Genomic DNA, 25,742 nt, shown 5'->3' on the forward strand with positions numbered 1-25,742 from the left:
GCCGGCAAGCGCGCGCGTTTTACTAGCGTTCGGTCAGTTGACCTCAAAGCCTAGCTTCTGGCGGAGCCGGAGCATGCGCTGGTCGGGAATCGGCAGGTTTTGTCCACCAGCTTCCGCCGCACGGCTGACCATTCGCAGCAGATCGTTCCTTTCAGCTGCGTCGAGCCGTTCGCGCAGGAACGGTGCCAGCTTGTCGATGACGACCGTGGCGTCGTCGATTTGCGATGCCGCCCATTTGGCGTAGATCACGGCTTCATCGGTCTGCTTTTTGTCGGCGATCTCCGAGATCACCGATCGAATGGCGGCTTCGCGTTGCGGCAGCACAGGACCATGCTCGGAAACAATCGCGGTGATCAGCGTCGCGGCGGCGACGACCGGATCGTCGATCGCCGTCAGCGGCGAGAGCGCCGCCTGCTTGCGCAGCTTCTTGCGGCGGATATTGCCTTGGACGCGGCCAACGACGTCGGCAACCTCACGCGCCGCGTCGTTCATGATCTTCAGCCGGTACCACCAGAACGCCGCTGCCCCCAGCAGGCCGATTGCAGCAATCAATATATGCATACCTCAAGATCCCCAATCTCGGGCGACGATAGGAGAAGTATTGCTTCGCTTCAACACGCAAAAGTTGCATCGATCGAAGAAAACGAAAGCCTGCGCCAGTCATCGGCCGCCATCACTTTGCCAAGGATCTTATCGGGACATCCCTACGACCCCGGCACCTTGTAGATCGCCCGCACCTCGATCGTGCCGATTTCGGCTAGCGGAATGCCGCCGGCGATCTCCAGCGCCTCGTCGAGATCCCCGGCCTCGATCATGACGAAACCGAGCAGCTGCTCCTTGGTCTCGGCGAAGGGGCCGTCAGTGACCAGCCGCTTGCCCTGGCGCCGGCGCACGGTCTTCGATGTCTTCACCGATTGCAGCGCCTGCGCGATGATCAGGCGGCCGCTTTGCGCCACCGACCTGTCATAGGCCAGCGAATCGGCGTCGAGCTTGGCCAGCCTCGCAGGCGTCATTGCGTAGAGATCTTTTTCTTCACCGTAGACCAGGCAAACGTATCTCATCTTTACCTCCATTCCTGGGTTGGACCGTAGGGCGAGGCGACGGACACGTCAGCTGGGCCTTTGGCCGCTGCATAGTCGAGAAAGGACACCGCAATGCCGATGATGGCAATCGCCGCAAGCAGTCGGCCGAAGCCGGAAGGCTGCAGGCGCGACCAGTCGGCTTGTTGTTCACCGGCCCCGTGGCCGGTGCTTGTCCAGTGAGCAGAAAACAGATTGTTCATGTGGTCCTCCATCCGGCCACCAAGTCCATGGCCGCCCGCAGGACGGCCGGGACAGATGGAAGTCGACATTTTTGCACGCGTATTTTTTCGAATTTTTTTCGCTCGACATGATGTGTCACGCTGCCGCCGATACGAAAGCGTGGATGGCCTTCGCTCCGGAGCGCGCTATAGTCGACCGGACGCCGACTACGGGTTCAATCACGACAATCAAGGAGGAATTGATGGACCGCACCGCCAACGCCGTTTGGAAAGGCAGTTTCAAGGAAGGCAAAGGCACGCTCGATACCCAGAGCGGGACGCTGAAAGGCACGCCCTATTCTGCCAAGATGCGTTTCGAGGACGAGAGCGGCAAATCCGGCACCAACCCGGAAGAGCTGATCGCCGCCGCCCATGCCGGCTGCTTTGCCATGCAACTTTCGCATCTTCTTGCCGAGAACGGCACTCCGGCTACCGAGCTCGACGCCAAGGCCGTGGTGACACTGGTCCCCGGCACCGGCATCACCGGCAGCGCGATCACGCTGGTTGGCAAGGTACCGGGCATCGATGCCGCCAAATTCCAGGAACTAGCCGAAAAAGCCAAGGGCGGATGCCCGGTCTCGAAGGCGCTCGGCGCCATCAAGGTGTCGCTCGACGCCAGGCTCGGGTGAGCCGCCAAACGAACGTCGGCGATCCTTCGCGCCCCCCTCTGCCCTGCCGGGCATCTCCCCCTCAAGGGGGGAGATTGGCAGTTTTGGCGACGGCTCTCGTCCTTCAACCTTGGTGATTGGCGAAAGTGGAGATGACAGCGCAATCTCCCCCCTTGAGGGGGAGATGCCCGGCAGGGCAGAGGGGGGCGCGAAGGATCGCCGACGTTCGAGTGACTATGTAGTGCCTTCGCCGGTCAGCGCATCGAGGCGGGCGCGCAGTGTCGCGACCTCCTCCTCGAGAACCTGCACGCGCGTCTCCAGATCCGAGGCCGGCGAGGACGATTGCAAGGGCGCTGCTGCAGTCGACAGCTGCACCGGCCCGCTGAGCAGATGGACATAGCGATCCTCGCGCTGGCCTGGGCCGCGATCGATCTGCTGCACCAGTGGCGGCCTTCGGCCGATCAGCAGATCGAGATTGCCGCGAAGCTCCTCGATCGACGGCAACCGCGCCAGGCGCTCGCTTCGCGCCAGCAATTCATAGGCCGTCTGCGGGCCGCGCAGCAACAACAGGCCGAGCAGCGCGATCTGCGCCGAGGTCAGGGAAAAGCGCTGTGCCACGACATGCTCATAGCGCTCGACGCGCGACGCGAAGACCTGCCTGACGAGGCCCTTCTGCTCCAGCTGGCCAAGCGCCCTTCTGACTTCGCCAACCTCGACCGACATTACCGGCTCGCGCGCCGTTTTCTGGTTGGCCGCCGCATGTGCTGCATTGAGCGTCAGCGGATAGACGTCCGGCGTCAGCTCCTTCTTCTCGATCAGGCAGCCGAGGACGCGCGCTTCGATGGGAGAGAGGATGGGAAGGTCGGAGTCGGTCATTGGATCGGCTATCCTTCTGAGGCCGGAGGGACAGCACCCCCCTCCGTCCTGCCGGACATCTCCCCCGCAAGGGGGGAGATCGGCAGCTTCAACGCTGTGCGTCCATTCTTGCAATGGTGGAGATTAGCGAAAGCCAAGATGACGGCCAATCTCCCCCCTTGCGGGGGAGATGTCCGGCAGGACAGAGGGGGGCGCGAAGGATCGCTACGGACGAGACGATCTCGGCTGCAACCCGCCCGCCCCCTATACCCGTCGCTCCACCATCATCTTCTTGATCTCGGCGATCGCCTTGGCCGGGTTGAGCCCCTTGGGGCAGGTCTGGGCGCAGTTCATGATCGTGTGGCAGCGATAGAGCCGGAACGGGTCTTCGAGATTGTCGAGCCGCTCGCCCGTCGCCTCGTCCCTGGAATCGATCAGCCAGCGATAGGCCTGCAGCAGCGTCGCCGGGCCGAGATAGCGATCGCCGTTCCACCAGTAGCTCGGGCAGGAGGTCGAGCAGCAGGCGCACAATATGCACTCGTAGAGCCCGTCGAGCTTTTCGCGGTCCTCATGGCTTTGCAGCCATTCCTTGGCCGGCTCGGGCGACACCGTCTTCAGCCACGGCTCGATCGAGGCGTGTTGGGCGTAGAAATTGGTGAGGTCGGGCACCAGGTCCTTGACCACTTGCATGTGCGGCAGCGGATAGACCTTGATCGCACCGGAAATGTCGTCGCAGCCCTTGGTGCAGGCCAGCGTGTTCGATCCGTCGATGTTCATGGCGCAGGAGCCGCAAATGCCTTCGCGGCAGGAGCGGCGCAGCGTCAGCGTCGGGTCGATCTTGTTCTTGATCCAGAGCAGCGCGTCGAGCACCATCGGCCCGCAATCGTCCATGTCGACGAAATACGTATCCATGCGCGGGTTCTCGTCATCGTCGGGCGACCAGCGGTAGATGCGGTATTCGCGCAGATTGGTCGCACCCTCCGGCTTCGGCCAGGTTTTTCCGGCCATTATCTTCGAGTTTTTCGGAAGCGTGAGTTCGACCATTACCTCAGGTCCTTTCGGATGACGAGCTTCAGCCCGGACCAGATCTCGTTCACGGCGGCGACCTTGACGTCGACGAGGTCGAGCTTCAGCGCCTCTGTGCGGATAATGTCCTCGGTGACGTCGGTCGGCACTTTCGATGCCTTCTTTGGCCATGACACCCAGACCATGCCGTCCCGCTTGATCGCCGCTTCGATGTCGCCAAGACGGTCCTCGATCTCGACACGCTGCCGGGTGAAAGCGTGCACGGCATCGTATTTCTCATGAACGCCCGAAATCGCCGACCAGTTGGCCAGCCGGTCGAGCTCGGCAAAGTCCACGGCTTCGGCAAGGTCGTCAAGCTCGGCCGGCAAGGCGACGAAGGCGGCAATCATCCCGTCCTTCAGGCCGAGCTTGGCTGGAAGGGGCGTGCCGGAATATCCAGCTGTCGCCAGCGCCATCTTCAATACACTCTCGCCTTCGGCGCAATCTTGGCCGGATTGATGCCGCCGTCTGCCTCCTTGAGCAGCGTCTCGGTGTGCACCGGCCGGTAGCTGAGCGCCACCTCGCCGGCCTCGTTGAGCCGGGCCAGCGTATGCTTGCGCCAGTTGGCGTCGTCGCGGGCCGAAAAGTCCTCCCGCGCGTGCGCGCCGCGGCTTTCCTTGCGCGCCTCGGCGCCGTAGACGGTGGTGATGGCGTTGGCCATCAGATTTTCCAGCTCCAGCGTCTCGACCAGGTCGGAGTTCCAGATCATCGAGCGGTCGAACACCTTGACGTCCTTGAGCTCGCCCCAAAGCTGCGAAATGCGCCTGCAGCCGCTTTCCAGCGATTCCTGGGTGCGGAACACCGCCGCGTCCTCCTGCATCGCCTTCTGCATCTTTTCGCGCAAAACCGCTGTCGGCGTCGAGCCGTTGGCGTGACGCAGCCGGTCGAAGCGGTCCATGATCTTTTCGACGGCGGCCTCGTTGGGCGAAGGGATCGCCGATGTCCGGTCGATCACCTGGCCGGCCCGGATCGCCGCCGCACGGCCGAACACCACCAGGTCGATCAGCGAGTTCGAGCCCAGCCGGTTGGCGCCGTGCACCGAGGCGCAGCCGGCCTCGCCGACCGCCATCAGCCCGGGCGACACCTGGTCCGGGTTCAAGGCAGTAGGGTTGAGCACTTCGCCCCAGTAATTGGTCGGCACGCCGCCCATATTGTAATGGACCGTCGGCAGCACCGGGATCGGCTCCTTGGTCAGGTCGACGCCGGCAAAGATCTTTGCCGATTCCGAAATACCCGGGAGCCTCTCGTGCAGAACGGCCGGGTCGAGATGGTCGAGATGCAGGAAGATGTGATCCTTCTTCGGGCCGACGCCGCGGCCCTCCCTGATCTCCAGCGTCATACAGCGCGAGACCACGTCGCGCGAAGCCAGATCCTTGGCTGACGGCGCGTAGCGTTCCATGAAGCGCTCGCCCTCGGAATTGACGAGATAGCCGCCCTCGCCGCGCGCGCCCTCGGTGATCAGGCAGCCGGCGCCGTAGATGCCGGTCGGGTGGAACTGCACGAACTCCATGTCCTGCAGCGGCAGCCCTGCGCGTGCGGCCATGCCGCCGCCATCGCCGGTGCAGGTATGCGCCGAGGTGGCCGAGAAATAGGCGCGGCCATAGCCGCCGGTCGCCAGCACCACCATTTTCGCCGAAAAGCGGTGGATGGTGCCGTCGTCGAGGTTCCAGGCGACGACGCCGGTGCAGGTGCCGTCCGGCTCCATGATCAGGTCGAGCGCGAAATACTCGATGAAGAACTGCGCATTGTGCTTCAGCGACTGGCCGTAGAGCGTGTGCAGCATGGCGTGGCCGGTGCGGTCGGCGGCCGCGCAGGTGCGCTGCACCGGCGGCCCCCCGCCGAAATTCATCATCATGCCGCCGAACGGCCGCTGGTAGATTTTCCCGTCCTCGGTGCGGCTGAAGGGGACGCCGTAATGCTCGAGCTCGTAGACCGCCGCCGGCGCTTCGCGCACCATGTATTCCTGCGCGTCGGTGTCGCCCAGCCAATCCGAGCCTTTGACGGTGTCGAAGAGATGCCACTGCCAGTTGTCGGGACCCATATTGGCGAGCGAGGCGGCAATGCCGCCCTGTGCCGCCACCGTATGCGAGCGCGTCGGGAACACCTTGGTGATGCAGGCGGTGCGCAGGCCCTGCTCGGCCATGCCGAGCGTGGCCCGCAGGCCGGCGCCGCCGGCACCGACGACCACGACGTCGAATTTGTGGTCGACATAGCTATAGGCGGAAGCCGTGTTGGCGTTCTTCGCGTCCTTGGCCAAAACTCAGCCTCCAAATGCCAGTTTAAGCAGGGCGAAGACCGAAGCGACGCCGACGACTACGGGAAAGAATGTGTTGAGGGCGAGCAGCGCCAGCCTGGCGCCTTCGCCATGCACATAGTCTTCGATGATTGCCTGCATGCCGAGCCGCATGTGGTAGAGCACCGACAGCAGCACCAGCGCCAGCACCAGTGCCACGAACGGATTGGCAAGTGCGGCGCGCACCTCGATATAGCTGGCGCCGTTGAGTGCGATCAGGAAGCCGACGAAGAACAGGACCAGCGGGATGTTGGAGATCGCCGTCAGCCGCTGGCGCCAGAAATGGCCGGTGCCCTCGCGGGCGGAACCGAGGCCGCGGACCTTGGCCAGCGGCGTGCGCATGTCGGTGTTTTTGCCGCTCATGTCAGGCTCCCCGCGCCAGGTAGCCGGCGATCCAGATCAGCAGCGTCAGCATGACCGAGCCGGCAAGCGTCGCCCAGGCGATCCTCGATGCGGTATGCTTTTCCAGCCCTGCCCCAGTGTCCCAGATAAGATGGCGCACGCCGCCCAGCATGTGGTGCATCAGCGCCCAGCTGTAGCCGAACAGCACCAGCCGTCCCAGCCACGAGCCGAAGGCCCAGTTGACGGCATTGAAGGTCGCCTCCGAGCTCGCCGCCGCCATCAGCCACAGCGCGACCAGCAGCGTGCCGAAATAGAGCGCCCCGCCGGTGATGCGGTGGACGATCGACATCGTCATGGTGATCGGCGGCCGATAGACGGTCAGATGCGGCGAAAGCGGCCGTTCACGTCTGGCAAATTCGCGGGTGGCTGGTGATTTGCTCATGGCTCCCCCAGTTCGGCGTCTCTGGAGCCTCAGGTGGGAATGCGGCATTACCGCTTCCGGTTGCGACTTCGGACAGCCGGTTTCTAATGCTCTTTTTGCACCGCGTCAAAGCCGGAAAACCGTTTCGAAAACGTAATTTAGTCTGATGAAAGCGAGGCTTTCAGCTTCAATCGATTAGGGCTGTCGCCTTGCGCCGGCACAATGTCGCCGCACTGCAAAATATGGCTGGCGCAAGGGGCGGATCAGCGCTTGCAGGCCAGCGGTGATGCACCGCCCTTCATCACCAGCGCCTCACGCCCATCGATCACGATTGCGTCATGCGCCTCGCCGTAACGGCTGGTCTGATTGGCCGGTGATGCCGGCAGCTCGGCGCTGGCGCCGTTCTGGCCGAGGACGCGCACCGACGTGCCGAGATTCTCGATGGTCATCACGCTACCGTCGGCGCAGTTGTAAGTAGCTGTGCGCGGCTGCGGTGCCGTCGGTTCGCTAGCGGCGGGAGCAAGCGACACGGAAGCGGCGGCCGTGTTGCTGAGCTTGGGCGCGCTGGTCTGCGGCGCGCAGGCGGCTGCAGCCAGCAGCGGCGGAATGGCCAGCGTCATCCGAAACGTGCGGCGTAATCTCATTTGCTGCTTTCCCCACCGCGTATCGAGCCCGCCGCGATGCTCCGGCAAGCCACCGGATTTCATGCTTTTTGAGTCGCGCCCGATGCTGGGGATGGTGGGAACAAGGCGTGGCCGAATGATGGCCGGTGGGCGATCGGGTATTAACCATATTTTCCGAGACCTCGCCCCTGCTGCGGTTGCCCTCTTAACAAAGGTTAATAAAAGATTAATTTCTGATTCGAGGAGGCTTGCCTCTTAGCAATGGAGCAGCACGCCATGCATTCGAATTCAGCAGGATCGCGCCTTCCCTGGTTCCTATTGGCGGCGCTCGCCGTCGGCGTCGTCGCACCGGCATTCGCCGGGACGCGCCATCATGACCGCGTCTATGCCGATTCCTTCGGCAATCTCGTCATCGACAGCGCCGCCGGCTACAAGCGTATCCTCGTTGGCGAGGGCAAGCTGGCCAAGGAATTGTCCGACTACACCAGCGCCGGCCAGCCCGACGTGATCTACGAAAACGAATCGGACGATGTCCGCGGCGGCGACTGCTATAGGCCGCCGGTTTTCGTCAAGGGCCGCAGCTATATGTACGGCCTCTCCGACGGCGAAATGCCGGAGCTCAGCCCCTGCCGCTGACGGCCACGCCGCCCTTGGTTGACGGCGCCGGCAGGGCAACAGCCGGCCCCACCGAGACACGCACGCAATCGCGACCGCTGCCCTTCGCCTGATAGAGCGCTTTGTCGGCGCGCCGCAACAGGTCGGAAAAGCTTTCGCCCGGACCAAGCTCGGCAACGCCGAAGCTGGCGCTGCAGCGGTGATCCGCGGGCAGGCAGTCGATCGGCGTGGCACCGAAGGCGCTCCGCGTGCCCTCGGCAAAGAGCCGGGCGGCGGCTAGATTGGTCCCCGGCAGGAAAATCGCGAATTCCTCGCCGCCGATGCGGCCGGCGACATGATGGTCGGCCGCGGCATCGCGGAGAAAACCGGCAAAGGTCTCGATGACCCGATCGCCCGACGCGTGGCCGTAAGTATCGTTGATGCGCTTGAAATGGTCGAGATCGGCAATGACCAGTGCCGCTGGAACGGCGCGCCGCATGGCGTCACGCAGTGCGATCTCGGCATGGCGCTCGAAGCCGCCACGGTTGAGCAGCCGCGAAAGCGTGTCGGTTTCCGATTTCGACGTCGCCTCGGCGAGCACGTCGCGGACCAGGATAGCCAATGTCACCAGCGCAAGCGCCAGGCCGAACACGGTGCCGACCGACTGCGACACCAACGCATAGCTGGTCTGCGCATAAGATTGCGGGTTGGCGCCCCAGCCACCAAGCGCATGGGCGATGAAGGGTTTGCTGGCGAACTGCAAGGTGCTGGCCGCAAGGACAGCCATCAGCATATAGTCGAGCCGCTCGCGTCTTTGCCTGGACGACAAGACGATCGCCAGCCCGGTGAACTGCATGGCCGCATAGGGAAGCTGGTAGGCCGCCATTCGCACGAACGATTGGCGTGGCAGGTCCTGCACGAAGTAGACCGCGAGGGTGGCGAAGACCAGGAAGAGCAGCATCGGCGGCCAAGGCGGCGAAACGCGGTATTTATGGGCAAGCCCGCCATTGAAGGCGATGGTAGCAGCAAGGAAAGCGGCAAAGGCGGCGACAACTACGGGGCGCGCATTGTCGAAGGCAGGAATGCTGAACTCGATCGCGAAATAAGCCATGCCGAGCACATAGCCGAACGCCAGCCAGCGCGCCGACACCCGGCCGGCGTCATAGACCGCGATCGTCATGAAGGCCGCCGCCAGCAGCCCGGCAACGAACAGGTTGATCAGCAGGATGAAATTAGCGCTGCCCATGGCGTTTTGGCACTCCCCCCGAACAGCAGATCACCAACGGGCGAAAAAGACGTTAATTCGAAGCCGCCGCTGACGCTCAGCCAGCACTGGTCCGATTGGGAAGGACGACCGTTTCAGGCCGCTGATGGGACAGGCACACGCTGTCGCGGCCATTCCTTTTGGCTTTGTAGAGCGCTTCGTCGGCGCGGCGCATCAGCGGGTCCAGCCCTTCGTGGCTGGTGCGGGCGGCCACGCCGAAGCTCGCGGTCACTCTTGTCTCGGGCGGAAGCCCGTCGATTCGGCCCGCCGAATAGAGCGTGCGAATGGTTTCGGCATACAGTCTTGCCGCGCCAAGGTCGCTGAGCGGCAACAGCACGGCGAACTCTTCGCCGCCGACGCGGCCGGCAACGCCGCGCGCACCTGCAGCCGACAGAAGCTTGGCGGCGAAATCGACGATGACGCGATCGCCGGCCGCGTGGCCATGCTGATCGTTGAGTGCCTTGAAATGATCGAGATCGGCCAGCACCAGCGTAACCGGCAATCGCGCCGTGGCACAGTGCTGCAGCACCAGCGTGGCGCGCTCCTCGAAGCCGCGGCGGTTGAGCAGGCCCGACAGCGGGTCTGTCAGGGTTTCGGTCTTCAGGGCCTTCGTCACATCGAGCGCGGCGGCGCCAAACAGGCAAAGTGCAATAAGCAGCGACAGCAATGCATGCGACAGCAGCGCCGTCGTCCAATAGGAGGAGGTGTAAAGCCCTTCATAGCTGGTGAACGGCCCATGCGCGATGACGACGGCAAGGGTCCGCGCCAGGAAGTTCATGCCGGAAAGCAGCGACAGTACGAACAGGACCATTTCTGTCGGGCCGTTGTTGCGCACTGCGCGCAACTCGGCGGCAACAACCAGGCTGATGCCGCCGAAGCTGAAATTGATGGCAAGGATGCGCCAGGTGAGATCCGGCCGGGCAAAAAGAAACCACGAGAACGCGGCCAGTCCGCCGCAGGCCAGAATGCCGACCGCCGTGTAAGGCACGCGCCGCCCATAGCGCGCAATGACCGCGCCGGCGAGACAGCAAGTGGCAAAGGTGAAGCACAGGATCGAGATGAGCTTGGTGGGCGCCATACCGACAGGCAGCGTGAAATACTGGAGCAGGAAGCCTGCGGCCGAGGCCGAGTAGCCCGCCGCCAGCACGGCCAGATAGGGACGGTGACGCTGATAGAACCACAGCACGAGAAATGCAGTGCCGAGTGTGAGGGCGATGCCTGGATTGAGCAGCGCTATGAGCAGGCCGGTGTCCAAGCGCTGTAATTTCCCCTCGCTTCCCTCAGGAGACGTTAGAGCGGAAGCCCAAACAAGCGGTTAAGCGAAAGCGAATATACGACAGGTGCGTCGACGCAGCCGCTGGGCGGAACCGCGAACGGCGAGCGGCGTTTCACGACGGCAACCAGGAGACGCTCCGATGGCCGACACGATCATGCTGACCGATCACGATGCAATTCGCTCTTGGGCGGCGGCGCGCGCCGGCTTTCCGGCGATCGTCGACGTGTCGCCCGAAGCCGGAACGCAGCCCATGCTGAGGCTGGTCTTCGGCCAGCATGCCTATCAGGACCAGGATGAGCCCGAACGTCCGGTCAATGCCGGCGGCTATGAACTGGTCGAATGGGATGAATGGTTCAAACTCTTCGACGAGCGCCAACTGGCGCTGGTCGTTGCAAAGGACCAACCCGGCCGACGTGAGGGATTTCACGAATTCGTCAGGCGGCCCGGCTGAAGAATGCCCGAACCGCATTGCGGCTCGGGCACTCTCATATCCGACTGGGCGCGCCCTGCGCTATTTCCACTCGCGGATGTCGACGAAATGGCCGGCAATTGCCGCCGCCGCCGCCATTGCCGGCGACACCAGATGGGTGCGGCCCTTGAAGCCCTGGCGCCCTTCGAAATTGCGGTTCGAGGTCGAGGCGCAGCGCTCATGCGGCTTCAGCCGGTCGTCGTTCATGGCAAGGCACATCGAGCAGCCCGGCTCGCGCCAGTCGAAGCCGGCCGCGACAAAGATCTTGTCGAGGCCTTCGGCCTCGGCCTGTTCCTTGACCAGGCCGGAGCCCGGCACGATCATCGCGCTGACCCGCGGATTGACCTTCTTGCCTTCGATCACCTTGGCGGCGGCGCGCAGATCCTCGATGCGGCCATTGGTGCAGGAGCCGATGAAGACGCGGTCAAGTTCGATATCGGTGATCTTGGTGCCCGGTATCAGGCCCATATAGTCGAGTGCACGCTGCTTGGACGTGCGCTTGTTCTCATCAGTGATGTCGTCTGGGTTCGGCACGATGCCTTGAACCGAGACAACGTCTTCGGGCGAGGAGCCCCAGGAGACGATCGGCGGCAGCTTTGCCGCGTCGAGCACGACGACCTTGTCGAAATGCGCGCCTTCGTCGGACTGCAGCGTCTTCCAATAGGCGAGCGCGGCATCCCAGGCTTCGCCCTTGGGGGCGCGCGGCTTGTCCTTGACATAGGCGAAGGTGGTCTCGTCCGGCGCGATCAGGCCGGCGCGCGCGCCGGCTTCGATCGACATGTTGCAGATCGTCATCCGACCTTCCATCGACAGCGCACGGATTGCCTCGCCGGCATATTCGATGACATAGCCGGTGCCCCCGGCTGTGCCGATCTCGCCGATGATGGCGAGGATGATGTCCTTGGCGGTGACGCCTTCCGGCAGTGCGCCGTCGACGCGCACCAGCATGTTCTTGGCCTTGCGCTGGATCAGCGTCTGCGTCGCCAGCACATGCTCGACTTCCGAGGTGCCGATGCCGTGCGCCAGCGCCCCGAACGCGCCATGCGTCGAGGTGTGGCTGTCGCCGCAGACGATGGTCATGCCGGGCAGCGTGAAGCCCTGCTCGGGACCGATGATGTGGACGATGCCCTGGCGGATATCCTTCTCGGAATAATATTCGATACCGAAATCCTTGGCGTTTTTGGCCAGCGCCTCGACCTGGATGCGGCTTTCCTCGTTCTTGATGCCGAACTTTCGCTCGGGCGAAGTCGACACGTTGTGGTCGACGACAGCCAGCGTCTTTTCCGGATGCCGAACCTTGCGGCCGGTAATGCGCAGGCCTTCGAAAGCCTGCGGGCTGGTGACTTCGTGGACGAGGTGGCGGTCGATATAGAGCAGGCAGGTGCCGTCGTCCTGGCGGTCGACGACATGGTCGTCGAAAATCTTGTCGTAGAGGGTGCGCGGTGCGCTCATGTGCGTAAATCCGTCGATTTAAAAAGGGAAAGGGACGCCGGTCGGCCGGCGAAACAGCCTGGCGAGTCCGCCCTAGCGAAGTCGGCTGGTCAGCGCCCCGCAGACGCGCGCGGAAAATCGCGACGGCAGGCGTTTCCTGTCCTGCAGCACGAAACCTTTATAGGCCGGATCGCCAAAAAGCTCTTCCATGGCGCTGCTCATATCAATGTTTTGGCTTTTCAGCAATCGCGTCTGCCTTCGCAGGCGCTTCACAGCACCTCGAACACGAAGGTTTTCACCAGCGCGTCGGGCTCGGCGATCGCGTAGCAGCGGAACCATGGGCTCTCCTCGACCGGCCGCCATTTTTTCGCCTGCTCCAGTTCGCCAAACACGGCCTTGAACCCGCTGCTTTCAAACACCTGGTCACGGACCGTAAAGATGGCGTGGCCGCCCTTCCGGGTGATGCGCACCAGCTCATGCAGGCCCGACGCCGGCGCGTGGCTGATGGTGAACACGCCGGTCGAGAAAAAGGCCCGGAAATAGCCGTCCGGCCAGGGCAATGGCCCGCCGAGTATCGCCTGTTTCAGCTCGCTGTAGGCCTGCCGGCCGCCGGCGATTTTCAGCATGTCCTGCGACAGGTCGAGGCCGGCAACGTCGTGGTAGCCTAGCGCCTTGAGCGACGGCCCCGACAGGCCGGTGCCGCAGCCGGCGTCGAGCAGCGGTCCTTCGCCCGGCGGCACGTAGCGCGCCACCCAGGCGGTGATCAGGAACGGCAGGAGATAGCCGAGCGCCGCGGTTTCGCCGTCATAGGTCGCGGCCCATTGCGCATAGGCCTTGGCGAGCGCCTCAGGCGTGTCGGCCGTGTAGACCGCTTCAAGCGCCGCATTGGCCTTGTCGATGATCATGGGTCCTCCCCGGTCGCGTCCGCTCGATGGTAGCGCCGTTTTCGCCTGCCTTCTATTCCCCATGCTGGTGGCGCAGCCGCTTCTCCAGCGCCCGCATGGCCAGCGACAGGCCGACGGTCAGGATGAGATAGATATAGGCGACGATCGAATAGGTTTCGAAGAAGCGGAACGAGCCGGCGGCGTAGATCTTGCCCATCTGGGTGATGTCGGCGACGCCGAGCACCGAGACCAGCGAGGAATCCTTGACCATGGCGACGAAATCATTGCCGAGCGGCGGCAGGATGGTGCGGATCGCCTGCGGAAAGACGACCAGCCGGAAGCGCTGCGTGCGCGTCAGCCCGAGCGCCTTCGCCGCCTCGATCTGGCCCTTCTCGACCGCCTGGATGCCGGCGCGGAACACCTCCGAGATGAAGGCGGAATAGCCGATGGTCAGCGCCATGACGGCGCGCCATAAAAGCGAGACGTCGCGTACCAGCAGCTCACCGAAGAGGCCGGCGCTTTGCAGCGGCGCCGTCAGCGCGTTCCACGCTGCGACGAAGGCCGGCGCGCCGGCAAAGGCGATCCAGAACAACAGCACCAGCATCGGTACGCCGCGGATGATCTCGACGTAGAAGCGGGCGATCTGGCTGAGCCAGCGTGAGTCCGACAGGCCCATCAGAGCGACGCCGAGCCCGATCGCGCAAGCCAGCGCGAAGGCGACCACGGTGACGAAGATGGTGACGCCGATGCCCTTGGCGACGGTTGCGAAGACCTGGGCATAGAGGTCGCTGGCAACGATGAAGACGGCGGCGGCCAAGGCGATCGCCAGGGCCACGGCAAGCCACCACGGGAAGTCGGATTTGGCCGAGGCGAGAGGCGGCGACGGCATCAAGCGGTACCGGTGACAGAGTCACGAAGGCAGCGTTCTGTCACACCCCCCTCTGGCCTGCCGGCCATCTCCCTCTCAAGGGGGGAGATCGGCAGCTTTGACCTCGCCGTCCGTTCTGCAACACTGAAAATTAGCGAAAACCGATGCGAAATCCGATCTCCCCCCTTGCGGGGGAGATGGCCGGTAGGCCAGAGGGGGGTGTACGAGCGCAGAGTCAGCGCGAGTTCCCGCGCACAATCGTCATGAAATGCGCGCAACAAGCGGGCCTACTGCCCCATCTTGTAGTCGAGGAACCACTTCTTGTTGAGCGCGTCGAGCGTGCCGTCGGCCTTGAGCGCGGCGATCGCCGCGTTGACCGGCTTCACCAGGTCGGAGCCCTTGGGGAAGATGAAGCCGAAATCCTCGGTGCCGAGCGGCCCGCCGATCAGCTTCAGCCCGCCATTGGACGCATCGACATAGCCCTTGCCGGCAGTGCCGTCGGTGAGCACGACATCGACGTCGCCGGCCTTCAGCGCCTGCACCGTCGCGCCGAATGTCTCGAACAGCTTTATGCGCGGGTTCTGCTCATTGCCGTCGAGCACGCTGTAGACGGCGGTGTAGAACGGCGTGGTGCCGGCCTGCGCACCGATCAGCCCGTCCTTGAAGGCAGCGAACGTCTTGGCATCGGTGAAGCGTTTCTCGTCGCCGCGCACCAGCATGAACTGTTCCGAGCGCATATAGGGATCGGAGAAATCGACCTTCTGCTTGCGGTCGTCCTTGATGGTGATGCCGGTCATGCCGATGTTGTATTGGTTGTCGGAAACCGCCTGGATCATCGCGTCCCACGAGGTGTTCTGGTACTCGACCTTGAAGTTCAGCCGTTTGGCGATCTCGTTCATCGCGTCATATTCCCAACCGATCTGCTTACCGGTCTTGGCATCGATAAACTGCAGCGGCGGATAGGCGTTTTCGGTCACCACCACCACTTTCCTGCCGCCAAGATCGGGCAGCGCCTGCGCCAGGGCCGCGATGGGCAAGAGAAGGCAAGCCAGCAGGCCGGCCAGCAGCAGTTTCGATTTGGTCATGACACGCTCCCCAAGAACTGAACCGCCTCGATCGACCGAGGCATGCAGGAAATCCGGCGCCGACTTTAGCTTTCCGCAGGCGCCTTGCAAGCCGCTCCGATGCGCCGCTCGGCACGAAAATGAGTTTCCGATGCTTTCAATGGCGGCATTACGGAACGATCCGTATCGATTGCGGACCGGCAAAATCGAATCCACCTCGCACAACAAAAAGGCGGCCGAAGCCGCCTTTCCGAAACCATGGGTTTCGACGACGCCTTATTCGGCGGCAGCTGCCTCCGCGGCCTTGGCGGCCTCGTCGGCGGCCTTCTTCTCGGCGGCGTCCTGCGCCGCCTTCTCAGCGGCCAGCGCCTGGGCGGCGGCCACCTTCTCGGCCTCGATGCGCGCCTTCTCGGCGTTCAGCGCATCGCGCTCTTCATCGTTGAGCTTGCGGGCGCGCACGCCGGTGTTTTCCGAAATACGCGCCGACTTGCCGCGACGGTCACGCAGATAGTACAGCTTGGCGCGACGCACCTTGCCGCGGCGCACGATCTCGACGCCCTCGACCATCGGCGAATAGACGGGGAACACCCGCTCCACGCCTTCGCCGTAGGAGATCTTGCGGACGGTGAAATTTTCCTGGAAGCCGGCACCGGCGCGGGCGATGACGACGCCCTCATAGGCCTGGACGCGGGTGCGGGTGCCTTCGGTCACGCGGACCTGAACGCGCACGGTATCGCCGGGCTGGAATTCGGGGAGCTTGCGCTTGGCTTCGATCTTGGCGGCCTGCTCGGCCTCGAGCTGACGGAGGATGTCCATCTCAAAATCCACTTCTTGTTCTTCCGACAGTCAGAGCGTCCGACACTCGCCTTGCAGTCGCATCGACCGCTCGGCTATGCCCTTCGTTCGAGAACTTCTGTTCGAGAACATCGGGCAGGGGCGACTACACCGTCATTGTTGACGGGCCAGAAGATCGCTCTTGGCAGATTTTCTTCCGGTTCGGCGCGCACATACAGCTATTTCGGCGCTTTGTCACGCCTTCGCTGGCTCTTTTTTGGCGCTGCTTCTTTTTGGCTGGCGCCGCTGTGGCAATCCCGTGATCGCTTGTGGTCCAGGGGGTTGCGCCCGCGCGTCAAGCTTTCTAAGCCGGAAGATAAGCATTTTTCCTCCAGCGACGACACCCCTCATGCCAATCTTGGACGCGGTCCTGCTCTTTCTCGCCGGCTTTCTATCAGGCGCGGTCAACGCCGTTGCCGGCGGCGGCACGTTCATAACCTTTGGCGCCATGACCCTGGCCGGCCTGCCGCCGATCGTCGCCAACGCGACATCGTCGGTGACGCAATTTCCTGGCTATATCACCTCGACGCTGGCCTATTGGCACGACATCAAGCATTTCTGGCGCGGCGCACTGCTGCTCAGCCTCATTTCGGCTCTCGGTGCGCTGTCTGGCGCGCTCATCCTTCTAGGCCTCGACAACCCGTCGTTCCGCGCCTTGGTGCCGTGGCTGCTGCTGGCGGCAACAGCGTTGTTCGCTGCCGGGCCATGGCTGAAACCGGCGCCCAAGCCGGAGCATGAAGCCGCGGTGGGTTCGCTGGTCGGGTCGCTGGCGCAGTTCGCCACCGCCGTCTATGGCGGCTTCTTCGGCGCCGGCATGGGCGTCATGATGCTGGCGACGCTCGGTCTCACCCAGTCCGGCGATTATCATCGGCTGAACGCATTGAAGAACATGCTGGCCGTGGTCATCGCTGCGGTTGCCATCCTGGTCTTCGTCTCTGGCGGCGTCATCGCCTGGCTGCAGGCGATCATCATGATCCCGGGTGGCGCGCTCGGCGGCTATGCCGGCGTCTGGATCGCCAGGCGCGTGCCGCAGAACGCGGTGCGCGGCTTCGTCATTGCCGTCGGCCTGTTCCTGGCCTTCTACTATTTCGATAAGGGCTGAGCGGCTAAAAGATCCGGCCGTCGCTCCTTCGTCAGCCTCTCCGCTTCGGCCCGCCGCCACGCCGCGATCTTGCTGTGATTGCCCGAAATCAACACTTCGGGAATCGGCCGGCCCTCGAATTCCTGCGGCCGCGTATAATGCGGATGTTCGAGCAGGCCGTTTTCAAAGCTCTCTTCCTCGCCCGATACCGCATTGCCCATCACGCCGGGCAGCAGGCGCACCACGGCGTCGAGCAGCACGAGTGCCGCCGGCTCGCCGCCGGACAGGATGAAATCGCCGATCGAGACTTCCTCGAGGCCTCGCGATTCGATGACCCGCTGGTCGACGCCTTCGAAGCGGCCGCAGACGATCACCGCACCCGGCCCGGCGGCGAGGTCACGCACACGGCGCTGTGTCAGCGGCTTGCCGCGAGGGCTCATCAGCAGGCGCGGACGTGGATCGCCTGCCGGCGAGGCATGGTCGATAGCGCTGGCCAGCACGTCTGCCCGCATCACCATGCCGGCGCCGCCGCCGGCCGGCGTGTCGTCCACGGTCCGGTGACGATCGCGGGCAAAGTCGCGGATCTGGATCGTTTCGAGCGACCAAATGCCGGTGTCGAGCGCGCGGCCGGCCAGCGACAGGCCAAGCGCGCCGGGAAACATCTCGGGATAGAGCGTCAGCACCGAAGCCGAAAAACTCACCGGTTGCCTCCGGCGTCCCTCGGCCCGCGCGGCCGGCCCTTGGGGTCGAAGCTGTCGCGCTCGGCAGATTCTCCGTCCTCGACCAACCCTGCCGCAGCCGGATCGATGCGGACAAAGCCGCCGGCGATCGACACTTCCGGAACAGCGGCCCGCGTGAACGGGATAAGCACGCCTTTGCGCCCCGCCAGCGTCACGTCGAGAATGTCGCCGCCGCCAAAATTATGCACGGCGACGACCTTGCCGATAATGGCACCGGTGTCGTCCTTGACCTCCAGCCCGACGAGATCGGCGTGGTAGAATTCGTCCTCTTCGCCCTCATCAGGCAACACCGAACGGTCGACGAACAATTCGGTGCCGGCAAGCGCCTCGGCGGCATTGCGATCGTTGACGCCTTTGAAGCGCACCACCACGACGGTGTTGGCAGGCCTGATGTCGACGATCTGGAAGGCGCGGCCATCCCTGGCGTAGAGCGGACCGTAATCGGCCAGCGCCAGCGGGTCGCCGGTAAAGCTCTTGACGCGCAATTCGCCCTTGATGCCGTGCGCGGCACCGATCACGGCCATCTGGACGGGGTTTTGCGGTTTGCTCATCTGCGGAAAATCCTTTGCCTTGCTCTAACCCCAGCCCATCGTCATTTCAATGATGCCGCTCTTCACCGCTTCCTAACCCGCATGCCGGAAGATGGCGGGGAACTGGAAGAGCGCAATGCAGGAATTCCTCATACCGGCAAAACCCGATCTTCAGGCGGCGCGCGAGGCCTGGCTGAAGATGCTGGCGCGCGAACGCCGGCTGTCGCCCGAAACCGTCGAGGCCTATGAGCGCGACACGCGCCAGTTCCTGCATTTCCTGACCAGCCATTGCGGCGGCTCGCCTGGTATTTCAGACATCGCCGATCTGCGCCCAGCCGATCTGCGCGGCTTTCTCGCTGCCCGCCGTGCCGAGGGCGCCGGTGCCCGCACGCTCGGGCGCGGGCTGGCCGGCATCCGCTCGCTGCTGCGTTTCCTGGAACGGCGCGGCCTCGCCAATGCGGCAGGTGCGGCAGCCTTGCGCGCACCGCGGCAGCCGAAATCGCTGCCCAAGCCGCTGACCGCAAGCGATGCAAAACACGTCGTCTCGGTGGAAGGCCAACTGGCGGAGGAGCCGTGGATTGCCGCGCGCAACGCCGCCGTGCTGACTCTGCTTTATGGGTCCGGCTTGCGGATCTCCGAGGCGCTCGGCCTGTCGGGCGCCGATCTATCCTCACCTGGTGATACTGTGCTGCGCGTCACCGGCAAGGGCGGCAAGACGCGGCTGGTGCCGGTGCTGCCGGTAGCGCTGCGGGCGATTGCCGAATACCGCCGCCTCTGCCCCTGGCATCTCGATCCCAAGGGCCTGCTGTTTCGCGGTGCGCGCGGCGGCCCGCTGAACCCCGCGATCGTTCAGCGCGACATGGCCAAGCTGCGCTCGGCGCTCAACCTGCCCGACACCGCGACGCCGCATGCGCTGCGCCATTCTTTCGCCACGCATCTGCTTGGGCGCGGCGGCGACCTGCGCACCATCCAGGAGTTGCTCGGCCACGCCAGCCTGTCGACAACCCAGATATACACCGGCGTCGACACCGCGAGGCTGCTCGAGATTTACGAAGCAGCTCATCCTCGTGCGTGATGGACGCTTGAATAGGTGACGATCTCGCAACAATTTTGATGCGCTGATTAACCGTTTTGCCGCTTTTTGCGCCTAGAAGCGCAGCATGAAACGCCTCATCGCCATCGCCGACCGCGCGACCCAAGTGTCGCTGAAGCTGCTCGTCGCGCTCAACGCCCTGTTTTTCCTCTCCTTCCTCATCATCGCGCTGCTCGCCGCGGGCAAGGCACGCGCCGAGGCCCCGGCCTGCACCGGTACCGATATGCTCAGCGCGTTGCAAAAGAACGACCCGGCTGGCTACCGCAAGATCGAGGCGGACGCGGCAGCAACACCGAACGGCAAAGGCTTGCTGTGGAAGCTGGAAAAATCGGGCGAAAAACCGTCCTTCCTGTTCGGCACCATGCACCTTACCGACCCGCGCGTCACCACGCTGCCACCCGCCGCGCAGAAGGCGTTTGATGCGGCTGGCACCGTCATCATCGAAACCACCGAAGTGCTCGATAAGCAGAAGATGATGGCAGCATTGCTGAAAGAGCCGGATCTGATGATGTTCACCGACAAGACGACGCTTTCGTCGCTGCTGTCGCCAGAGGACGCGGCGGTGGTCGACAAGGCGCTCGACGCGCGTGGCATCCCGCCAGCGACTGTCGCCAAGATGAAACCTTGGTTGCTGTCGGCGATGGTGGCGCTACCAGCATGCGAAGTCGCCCGCCAGGCTGGCGGCGCGCCGGTGCTCGACGTCAAGCTTGCCAAGGACGCCGAGGCTGCGGGCAAATCAGTCGAGGGGCTGGAGACAATCGCCGACCAGCTGCGCGCCATGGCTTCGCTGCCGATCGCCTTTCACCTGAAGGGTCTGGTCGATACGCTGAAGCTTGGCGACAAGGTGAACGACGTCAACGAAACCATGATCGTGCTTTACCGCCGTGGCGACACTGGCATGTACGTACCGCTGTTTCGGGCTGTCGTCCCCGAACAGGTCGACGACCAATCGGGTTACGCCGAATTCGAGCAGACCATGATCACCAGCCGCAACAGGGTGTGGTTGATCGTGCAGCGCCGATCCTCGCCCACGGCAATGTCTTCATGGCGGTCGGCGCCATGCACCTTCCCGGAGCGCAAGGCTTGGTCGAGGGTTTCCGCAAGACCGGCTATACGGTGACTGCCGTCAACTGAACAACACGGCGGAGTTGCACACCGAATCATCGCCACGCCTGGGTCAACCCCTACTCGCGGCGCGACGGCGGACCAGCCGCGCTTCGTGTCAAGAAACTGAAAAAGGTTCGCTTTGGCTCGACCGAACCCATTTTGCGGTGGAAATGCATGCCTGCAAGGGATTCCGGATCAGAATTGCCCTGTTTTCGGCGTTTTCAACGCCTAATGTGAAACCGATTCAACGATTGTACGTTGATGGCTATTACTTGATGTTTTTCATCCACGGAGGACACTTTTATGGCGAACACACCCAATCCGAACGACCCATTCACCTCGCCGGGCTCCGCGCGGCCAAGCGGCGGCGGCAGCGGCTGGCTGATTGCCCTGGTCGTCGTTATCCTGGCAATTGTCGCCTATTATGTTTTTGGAAGACGTAGCGAGGCACCTGCGCCTGCCGAACCGCCCGCAGCCAGCACACCAGCTCCGGCCCCAGCGCCCGCCGAGCCGATGAAACCAGCCGAACCGGCTCCTGCGCCAGCTCCGGCAACACCGGCTCCGGCTCCGGCTCCGGCAGAACCCGCTCCTGCTCCGGCCCCTGCGCCAGCCCCGGCACCAGCACCAGCACCTGCCCCGGCTCAGTGATCAAACTGCTGATTTGATATATGAACGGCCCGCTGAAAAGCGGGCCGTTTTGTTTTTGGGAGCAGCCGTCGAGGGCTTTGGACGTTTCAGCCAATCTCTAAGGTTTGCGATTCACCGCGTTTGCTCAGATATGGATCGGCTTGAAGAACGTCGCCAGTGCCGCCTCCTTTACCGCTTCCGACATTGTCGGATGGGCGTGACAGGTGCGGGCCAGGTCTTCCGACGAGCCGCCAAATTCCATCAGCACGGCCGCCTCGTGGATCATCTCGCCGGCGCCGAAGCCGACGATGTGGACGCCGAGCACACGGTCGCTGGCCTTGTCGGCCAGGATTTTCACAAAGCCGTCGGTGTGCAGCATGGCGCGCGCGCGGCCATTGGCGCTGAACGGGAATTTTCCGGCTTTGTAGTCGATGCCGGCCTTCTTCAATTCTTCTTCGGTCTTGCCGACCGAGGCGATTTCGGGCGTGGTGTAGACGACGCTCGGAATCACGTCATAGTTCACATGCCCGGCCTGGCCGGCGATGGTTTCGGCCACCGCCACGCCCTCGTCCTCAGCCTTGTGTGCAAGCATCGGTCCGGCGATGACATCGCCGATGGCATAGATGCCAGGCACGTTGGTCCTGAGATGGCCGTCGGTCTTGACCCGGCCGCGCTCATCGACGTCGACGCCGGTCTCCTTCAGCCCGAGAGCGTCCGAATAGGCCCGCCGTCCCGTCGCAATCAGCACCGCGTCCGCCTCGATCGTCTCGGCTGCTCCGCCCTTGACCGGCTCGAAGGTGACAATCGCTCCCTTCTTGGCCTTGGCGACGCCGGTCACCTTGGCGCCCAGCCTGAACTCAAAGCCCTGCTTCGACAGCAGGCGCTGGAACTGCTTGGAGACCTCGCCATCCATGCCGCCCAGGATGGTGTCGAGGAACTCGACCACGGTGACCTTGGCGCCGAGCCGCGCCCATACCGAGCCGAGCTCCAGACCGATGACACCACCGCCGACCACCACCAGATGGCCCGGCACCTTGTCCAGCGACAGCGCGCCGGTCGACGAGATGATCACCGTCTCATCGAAATCGACCTTGACGCCGGGAATGCCGGCGACGTCGGAGCCGGTGGCGATGACGATGTTCTTGGTCTCGATCTCCTCGACCTTGCCGTCATCGGAGGTCACCCACACCTTGCCGGCCGCAACTACCTTGCCGGTGCCACGAAAACTGTCGATCTTGTTCTTCTTGAACAGGAAGGCGACGCCATTGACGTTGGCCGTCACCGTCGCATCCTTGTGTGCCATCATCTTCCCAAGGTTGAGCTTGGGCGCGCCGATCTCGACGCCGAGCGCCTCGAAGGAATGGCCGGCCTCGGCAAACATCTCGGTCGCATGCAGCAGCGCCTTTGACGGGATGCAGCCGATGTTGAGGCAGGTGCCGCCGAAGGTCGGGTTCTTTTCGACCACCGCCGTCTTCAGACCGAGCTGTGCCGCCTTGATGGCGCAGACATAGCCGCCTGGTCCCGATCCGATGATAACGACATCATAGGCCATGATACTGTCCCTTTTGCTTTAGCGGCCGCCGCCGATTTCCAGATTGGCGCCTGTTGTGTAGGACGCCTCGTCCGACAGCAGCCACAGAATTGCGGCTGCGACTTCCTCGGCGGTGCCGACGCGCTGCATGGGCACCACCTTGCGCATTCTCTCGGCGCGATCCGGCTGACCGCCGGAGGCATGAATTTCGGTGTCGATAATGCCCGGGCTGACCGCGTTGACACGAATGCCTTCGCCGGCCACTTCGCGGGCAAGCCCGATGGTGAAGGAATCGAGCGCGCCCTTCGAGGCGGCGTAGTCGACATATTGACCCGGCCCGCCAAGCCTTGCCGCGATCGAAGAAACATTGGCGATGGCGCCACCCTTGCCGCCATGCCTGGTCGACATCCGCTTCACCGCCTCGCGGGCGCAAAGCATCGGCGCGATCACATTGATGCGCATCATGCGCTCCAGCCTTGCAGCGCTGAACTCGTCGACGCGCGCGCTCTGGTCGACCACGCCGGCATTGTTGACGAGCGCGTCGAGCCGACCGAAACGGCCATCGACAGCCTCGAACATGGCCAATACGTCCGTCTCGTTGCCGACATCGGCCTTGACTGTGAAGGCTTCTCCGCCAGCAGCCTCGATGTCGGCGACCACCGTTTCGGCGGCTTTTGCATTCGACGCGTAATTGACCGCAATGCGATAGCCGGCCTTGGCGGCAAGCCTGCATGTAGCGGCGCCAATGCCGCGGCTGCCGCCGGTCACCAGCAGGATCTTTCCGCTCGCGCTCATTCCTGACATCCCTTCAGGGCAAAGACGTCCCAGGGCACCCTGGAAAAGCCGTTGGCGCCATAGGCCGCCGACATCTGCAACGACGCTCCCAAGTCAGGCAGGATCAGCTTCTTCGGCGCATCCTTTCCTTCGCCCGGCAGCAACGCGATATTGCCCTGGTCGTCGGCAGTGTAGATGACGCCCTCCCACACGGTGCAGGCGGCGAGCTCGTCGCCGGTGACGTCGCCGGCCGGGCATTTGTACATCAGCGAGCCGTGCGGCCGCGCCACGCCCTCCGTCCACATGACGATGCCGTCGAGCACGACGCCATTGTCGAGCACCATCTTGAAGGTATTGGTGACGGTAGCCGACTCCATGGTCGGCCTGAAATCGATCTCGGCGGCGTTCTCAGGATCGCCATAGACGGCCAGTTCGAGCGGGCAGGCGGCGAGGGCCGCGGAGACCGTCTGCACGCCGAGTGCGCAGATTGTGACAAACAAACCGGACCGGAAACGGCACGAACTCATCCGGCGGCGCAGATCCATGCTCCGGCCCACGTCGGCCGCCCCCTAGAGGTCGAGCACCAGCCGCTCAGGATCCTCCAGGCTTTCCTTGACCCGCACCAGGAAGGTCACCGCTTCCTTGCCGTCGACGATGCGGTGGTCGTAGGACAGCGCCAGATACATCATCGGCCGGATGACGATCTGGCCGCCGACCACCACCGGCCGCTCCTGGATCTTGTGCATACCCAGAATGCCGGACTGCGGCGCATTGAGGATCGGCGTCGACATCAGCGACCCGTAAACGCCACCGTTGGAAATCGTGAACGTGCCGCCTTGCATATCGGCGACGGAGAGCTTGCCGTCGCGCGCCGCAAGCCCCAGCCTGCCGATGTCCTTCTCGATTTCGGCGATGGACATCTGGTCGGCATTGCGCACAACCGGCACGACAAGGCCTTTCTCTGTACCGACGGCAACGCCGATATGAGCGTAGTTCTTGAAGATGATGTCGGTGCCGTCGATCTCGGCATTGACCGACGGGATCTCCTTCAGCGCATGGGTGACGGCCTTGGTGAAGAAGCCCATGAAGCCGAGCTTCACGCCGTGCTTCTTCTCGAACACGTCCTTGTATTTGCTCCTCAGCGCCATCACCGCGCTCATGTCGACCTCGTTGAAGGTGGTCAGCATGGCGGCGGTCGATTGCGCTTCTTTAAGGCGGCGCGCAATGGTCTGGCGCAGCTTGGTCATGCGCACCCGCTCCTCGCGCGACGCATCGTCGGCAGCGGACGGCGCGCGCGCGGCAACGGGTGCCGGTACAGGCGCGGCCTTGGGCATTTCTGCCGGCTGCGACGGCGCGCCCCTGGCGATAAGATCGAGCACGTCGCCTTTCAGCACCTGGCCGCGCTTGCCCGAGCCCGACACCTGGTCGACCGCGAGATTGTGCTCGGCCAGCAGCTTTGCCGCCGACGGCGCCGGCGGCATGGTGCGTGTCTCGATCGCGCCGGCGTCACCGGCAATCTTGGCGGTCTCGGCCGCAGCCTGCTTGACGCTCGAGGCTGCAGTCGGAGCCGAGGCCTGCGACACCGCCTCCTGCTTCGTTGCCGGAGCGGCGGCGGCATTGGCTGCCGCGCCGGCGCCTGCCGAAATCGTGCCGAGCAGCGCGCCGACGCCGACCGTCTCGCCTTCCTTGACGGCGATCTCGGCGAGCGTGCCCGCGGCGGCGGCCGGCACTTCCACCGTCACCTTGTCGGTTTCGAGCTCGACCAGCGGCTCATCGGCGGCGATCACGTCGCCGACCTTCTTGAACCACTTGCCGATGGTCGCCTCGGTGACGGATTCACCAAGTGTCGGGACGCGGATTTCGGTTGCCATTGTGCCTGTCCGTTTCTTTCGGTTCTGTTCTATTCACCAAGCGCGTCGTCGAGCAAGGCGGCAAGCTGGGCGAGATGCTTCGACATCAATCCGGTCGCCGGCGAGGCGGCGGGCGGGCGGGCCGGATAGCGCCCCCGCTGATTCTTGGCGGCGCTATTCGCCCCCACCCATTGGAGGTACGGGTCGCTGAACGACCA

General features: G+C 63.8%; 30 protein-coding genes and 1 pseudogene. 6 read left to right on the forward strand and 25 right to left on the reverse strand.

Going from position 1 to position 25,742, the window contains the following annotated elements; translation table 11 throughout:
* Positions 1-33: 33 nt before the first annotated feature.
* The 3 genes from NKJ84_RS26900 to NKJ84_RS26910 all read right to left on the reverse strand — a co-directional run bounded on the left by NKJ84_RS26900 (position 34) and on the right by NKJ84_RS26910 (position 1,282).
* Positions 34-561 (reverse strand): hypothetical protein, encoded by a 528-nt coding sequence (locus tag NKJ84_RS26900; RefSeq protein ID WP_352479975.1) that lies wholly within the window; start codon positions 559-561, stop codon positions 34-36.
* A gap of 143 nt (positions 562-704) precedes the next feature.
* Positions 705-1,061, reverse strand: coding sequence for a YciI family protein (locus NKJ84_RS26905; RefSeq protein WP_352508946.1), 357 nt, complete (start codon positions 1,059-1,061; stop codon positions 705-707).
* Between the two features lie 2 nt (positions 1,062-1,063).
* Positions 1,064-1,282 carry a hypothetical protein gene (locus tag NKJ84_RS26910; RefSeq protein WP_352508947.1) on the reverse strand — a complete coding sequence of 73 codons (219 nt, stop codon included), beginning with the start codon at positions 1,280-1,282 and terminating at the stop codon, positions 1,064-1,066.
* Between the two features lie 221 nt (positions 1,283-1,503).
* Between NKJ84_RS26910 and NKJ84_RS26915 the strand changes: the two genes are divergently transcribed.
* Complete coding sequence (locus NKJ84_RS26915) at positions 1,504-1,929, forward strand: OsmC family protein (RefSeq protein WP_352508948.1); 426 nt, start codon at positions 1,504-1,506, stop codon at positions 1,927-1,929.
* Between the two features lie 213 nt (positions 1,930-2,142).
* Here NKJ84_RS26915 and NKJ84_RS26920 read toward each other — a convergent pair whose 3' ends face one another.
* From NKJ84_RS26920 to NKJ84_RS26950, 7 genes are all read right to left on the reverse strand, one after another.
* Positions 2,143-2,784: a YceH family protein gene (locus NKJ84_RS26920; RefSeq protein WP_352508949.1), complete on the reverse strand. Its 642-nt coding sequence runs from the start codon at positions 2,782-2,784 to the stop codon at positions 2,143-2,145.
* Between the two features lie 243 nt (positions 2,785-3,027).
* Positions 3,028-3,807 (reverse strand): succinate dehydrogenase iron-sulfur subunit, encoded by a 780-nt coding sequence (locus tag NKJ84_RS26925; protein ID WP_352508950.1) that lies wholly within the window; start codon positions 3,805-3,807, stop codon positions 3,028-3,030.
* Positions 3,807-4,244, reverse strand: a complete 438-nt coding sequence (locus tag NKJ84_RS26930; protein WP_352508972.1) for a DUF3052 family protein — start codon at positions 4,242-4,244, stop codon at positions 3,807-3,809. Before NKJ84_RS26930 ends, NKJ84_RS26925 begins: the two co-directional genes overlap by 1 nt.
* Before the next feature lie 2 nt (positions 4,245-4,246).
* Complete coding sequence (gene sdhA, locus NKJ84_RS26935) at positions 4,247-6,085, reverse strand: succinate dehydrogenase flavoprotein subunit (RefSeq protein ID WP_352508951.1); 1,839 nt, start codon at positions 6,083-6,085, stop codon at positions 4,247-4,249.
* Between the two features lie 3 nt (positions 6,086-6,088).
* Positions 6,089-6,484, reverse strand: a complete 396-nt coding sequence (gene sdhD, locus NKJ84_RS26940) for a succinate dehydrogenase, hydrophobic membrane anchor protein (RefSeq protein WP_352508952.1) — start codon at positions 6,482-6,484, stop codon at positions 6,089-6,091.
* 1 nt (position 6,485) lies between these two features.
* Entirely contained in the window at positions 6,486-6,905 is a 420-nt protein-coding gene (gene sdhC, locus NKJ84_RS26945; RefSeq protein WP_352508953.1) for a succinate dehydrogenase, cytochrome b556 subunit, read from the reverse strand.
* A gap of 242 nt (positions 6,906-7,147) precedes the next feature.
* Positions 7,148-7,528 (reverse strand): hypothetical protein, encoded by a 381-nt coding sequence (locus NKJ84_RS26950; RefSeq protein ID WP_352508954.1) that lies wholly within the window; start codon positions 7,526-7,528, stop codon positions 7,148-7,150.
* A gap of 255 nt (positions 7,529-7,783) precedes the next feature.
* Here NKJ84_RS26950 and NKJ84_RS26955 point away from each other — a divergent pair, with 255 nt between their 5' ends.
* On the forward strand, positions 7,784-8,143 hold the full coding sequence (locus tag NKJ84_RS26955; RefSeq protein ID WP_352450158.1) for a hypothetical protein: 360 nt from the start codon (positions 7,784-7,786) through the stop codon (positions 8,141-8,143).
* Here NKJ84_RS26955 and NKJ84_RS26960 read toward each other — a convergent pair.
* Positions 8,127-9,347 carry a GGDEF domain-containing protein gene (locus NKJ84_RS26960; protein WP_352508955.1) on the reverse strand — a complete coding sequence of 407 codons (1,221 nt, stop codon included), beginning with the start codon at positions 9,345-9,347 and terminating at the stop codon, positions 8,127-8,129. The two genes, NKJ84_RS26955 and NKJ84_RS26960, sit on opposite strands and share 17 nt — an antisense overlap.
* A 76-nt stretch (positions 9,348-9,423) precedes the next feature.
* A complete protein-coding gene (locus NKJ84_RS26965) occupies positions 9,424-10,620 on the reverse strand; it encodes a GGDEF domain-containing protein (protein WP_352508956.1) in 1,197 nt (398 codons plus the stop codon).
* Between the two features lie 160 nt (positions 10,621-10,780).
* On the opposite strand from NKJ84_RS26965, the gene NKJ84_RS26970 reads away from it, so the two are divergent.
* Positions 10,781-11,092 (forward strand): hypothetical protein, encoded by a 312-nt coding sequence (locus NKJ84_RS26970; protein WP_352508957.1) that lies wholly within the window; start codon positions 10,781-10,783, stop codon positions 11,090-11,092.
* Between the two features lie 60 nt (positions 11,093-11,152).
* Here the strand turns inward: NKJ84_RS26970 and leuC are convergent, their stop codons facing one another.
* The 5 genes from leuC to rplS form a co-directional block, all read right to left on the reverse strand.
* Positions 11,153-12,562 carry a 3-isopropylmalate dehydratase large subunit gene (gene leuC / locus NKJ84_RS26975; protein WP_352508958.1) on the reverse strand — a complete coding sequence of 470 codons (1,410 nt, stop codon included), beginning with the start codon at positions 12,560-12,562 and terminating at the stop codon, positions 11,153-11,155.
* A 248-nt stretch (positions 12,563-12,810) separates the two neighbouring features.
* The gene (locus NKJ84_RS26980) at positions 12,811-13,446 is read right to left on the reverse strand and encodes a class I SAM-dependent DNA methyltransferase (RefSeq protein WP_352508959.1); all 636 of its coding nucleotides are present in this window, start codon (positions 13,444-13,446) and stop codon (positions 12,811-12,813) included.
* A 52-nt stretch (positions 13,447-13,498) separates the two neighbouring features.
* On the reverse strand, positions 13,499-14,314 hold the full coding sequence (locus NKJ84_RS26985) for an amino acid ABC transporter permease (RefSeq protein WP_352508960.1): 816 nt from the start codon (positions 14,312-14,314) through the stop codon (positions 13,499-13,501).
* A gap of 266 nt (positions 14,315-14,580) precedes the next feature.
* On the reverse strand, positions 14,581-15,378 hold the full coding sequence (locus NKJ84_RS26990) for a transporter substrate-binding domain-containing protein (RefSeq protein ID WP_352508961.1): 798 nt from the start codon (positions 15,376-15,378) through the stop codon (positions 14,581-14,583).
* A gap of 255 nt (positions 15,379-15,633) precedes the next feature.
* Positions 15,634-16,173, reverse strand: a complete 540-nt coding sequence (gene rplS, locus NKJ84_RS26995; RefSeq protein WP_254817835.1) for a 50S ribosomal protein L19 — start codon at positions 16,171-16,173, stop codon at positions 15,634-15,636.
* A 367-nt stretch (positions 16,174-16,540) separates the two neighbouring features.
* Here rplS and NKJ84_RS27000 point away from each other — a divergent pair, with 367 nt between their 5' ends.
* The gene (locus tag NKJ84_RS27000) at positions 16,541-17,293 is read left to right on the forward strand and encodes a sulfite exporter TauE/SafE family protein (protein ID WP_023679781.1); all 753 of its coding nucleotides are present in this window, start codon (positions 16,541-16,543) and stop codon (positions 17,291-17,293) included.
* Here the strand turns inward: NKJ84_RS27000 and trmD are convergent.
* Positions 17,275-17,973 carry a tRNA (guanosine(37)-N1)-methyltransferase TrmD gene (gene trmD / locus NKJ84_RS27005; RefSeq protein WP_352508962.1) on the reverse strand — a complete coding sequence of 233 codons (699 nt, stop codon included), beginning with the start codon at positions 17,971-17,973 and terminating at the stop codon, positions 17,275-17,277. The genes NKJ84_RS27000 and trmD overlap by 19 nt on opposite strands.
* Complete coding sequence (rimM, locus tag NKJ84_RS27010) at positions 17,970-18,563, reverse strand: ribosome maturation factor RimM (protein ID WP_352508963.1); 594 nt, start codon at positions 18,561-18,563, stop codon at positions 17,970-17,972. The genes trmD and rimM overlap by 4 nt, the downstream gene beginning before the upstream one ends.
* A 115-nt stretch (positions 18,564-18,678) precedes the next feature.
* Between rimM and NKJ84_RS27015 the strand changes: the two genes are divergently transcribed.
* Positions 18,679-19,617, forward strand: a complete 939-nt coding sequence (locus tag NKJ84_RS27015) for a tyrosine recombinase XerC (RefSeq protein ID WP_352508964.1) — start codon at positions 18,679-18,681, stop codon at positions 19,615-19,617.
* Between the two features lie 85 nt (positions 19,618-19,702).
* A pseudogene (locus NKJ84_RS27020) lies at positions 19,703-20,769 on the forward strand (TraB/GumN family protein).
* A 373-nt stretch (positions 20,770-21,142) separates the two neighbouring features.
* Here the strand turns inward: NKJ84_RS27020 and NKJ84_RS27025 are convergent.
* The 6 genes from NKJ84_RS27025 to NKJ84_RS27050 form a co-directional block, all read right to left on the reverse strand.
* Positions 21,143-21,484: a hypothetical protein gene (locus NKJ84_RS27025; RefSeq protein WP_352508965.1), complete on the reverse strand. Its 342-nt coding sequence runs from the start codon at positions 21,482-21,484 to the stop codon at positions 21,143-21,145.
* A 30-nt stretch (positions 21,485-21,514) separates the two neighbouring features.
* Entirely contained in the window at positions 21,515-22,921 is a 1,407-nt protein-coding gene (lpdA, locus tag NKJ84_RS27030) for a dihydrolipoyl dehydrogenase (protein WP_352508966.1), read from the reverse strand.
* 18 nt (positions 22,922-22,939) lie between these two features.
* A complete protein-coding gene (locus NKJ84_RS27035; protein ID WP_352508967.1) occupies positions 22,940-23,695 on the reverse strand; it encodes an SDR family oxidoreductase in 756 nt (251 codons plus the stop codon).
* Entirely contained in the window at positions 23,692-24,147 is a 456-nt protein-coding gene (locus NKJ84_RS27040; protein ID WP_502894229.1) for a hypothetical protein, read from the reverse strand. Before NKJ84_RS27040 ends, NKJ84_RS27035 begins: the two co-directional genes overlap by 4 nt.
* A 96-nt stretch (positions 24,148-24,243) precedes the next feature.
* Complete coding sequence (gene odhB, locus NKJ84_RS27045) at positions 24,244-25,545, reverse strand: 2-oxoglutarate dehydrogenase complex dihydrolipoyllysine-residue succinyltransferase (protein WP_352508969.1); 1,302 nt, start codon at positions 25,543-25,545, stop codon at positions 24,244-24,246.
* Positions 25,546-25,574: 29 nt separating this feature from the next.
* Positions 25,575-25,742: hypothetical protein (locus tag NKJ84_RS27050; RefSeq protein WP_352508973.1), on the reverse strand; the 168-nt coding region annotated here is incomplete at its 5' end.

Origin of the sequence: Mesorhizobium sp. M0048, from assembly GCF_040323405.1 — a bacterium.
GTDB lineage: Bacteria > Pseudomonadota > Alphaproteobacteria > Rhizobiales > Rhizobiaceae > Mesorhizobium.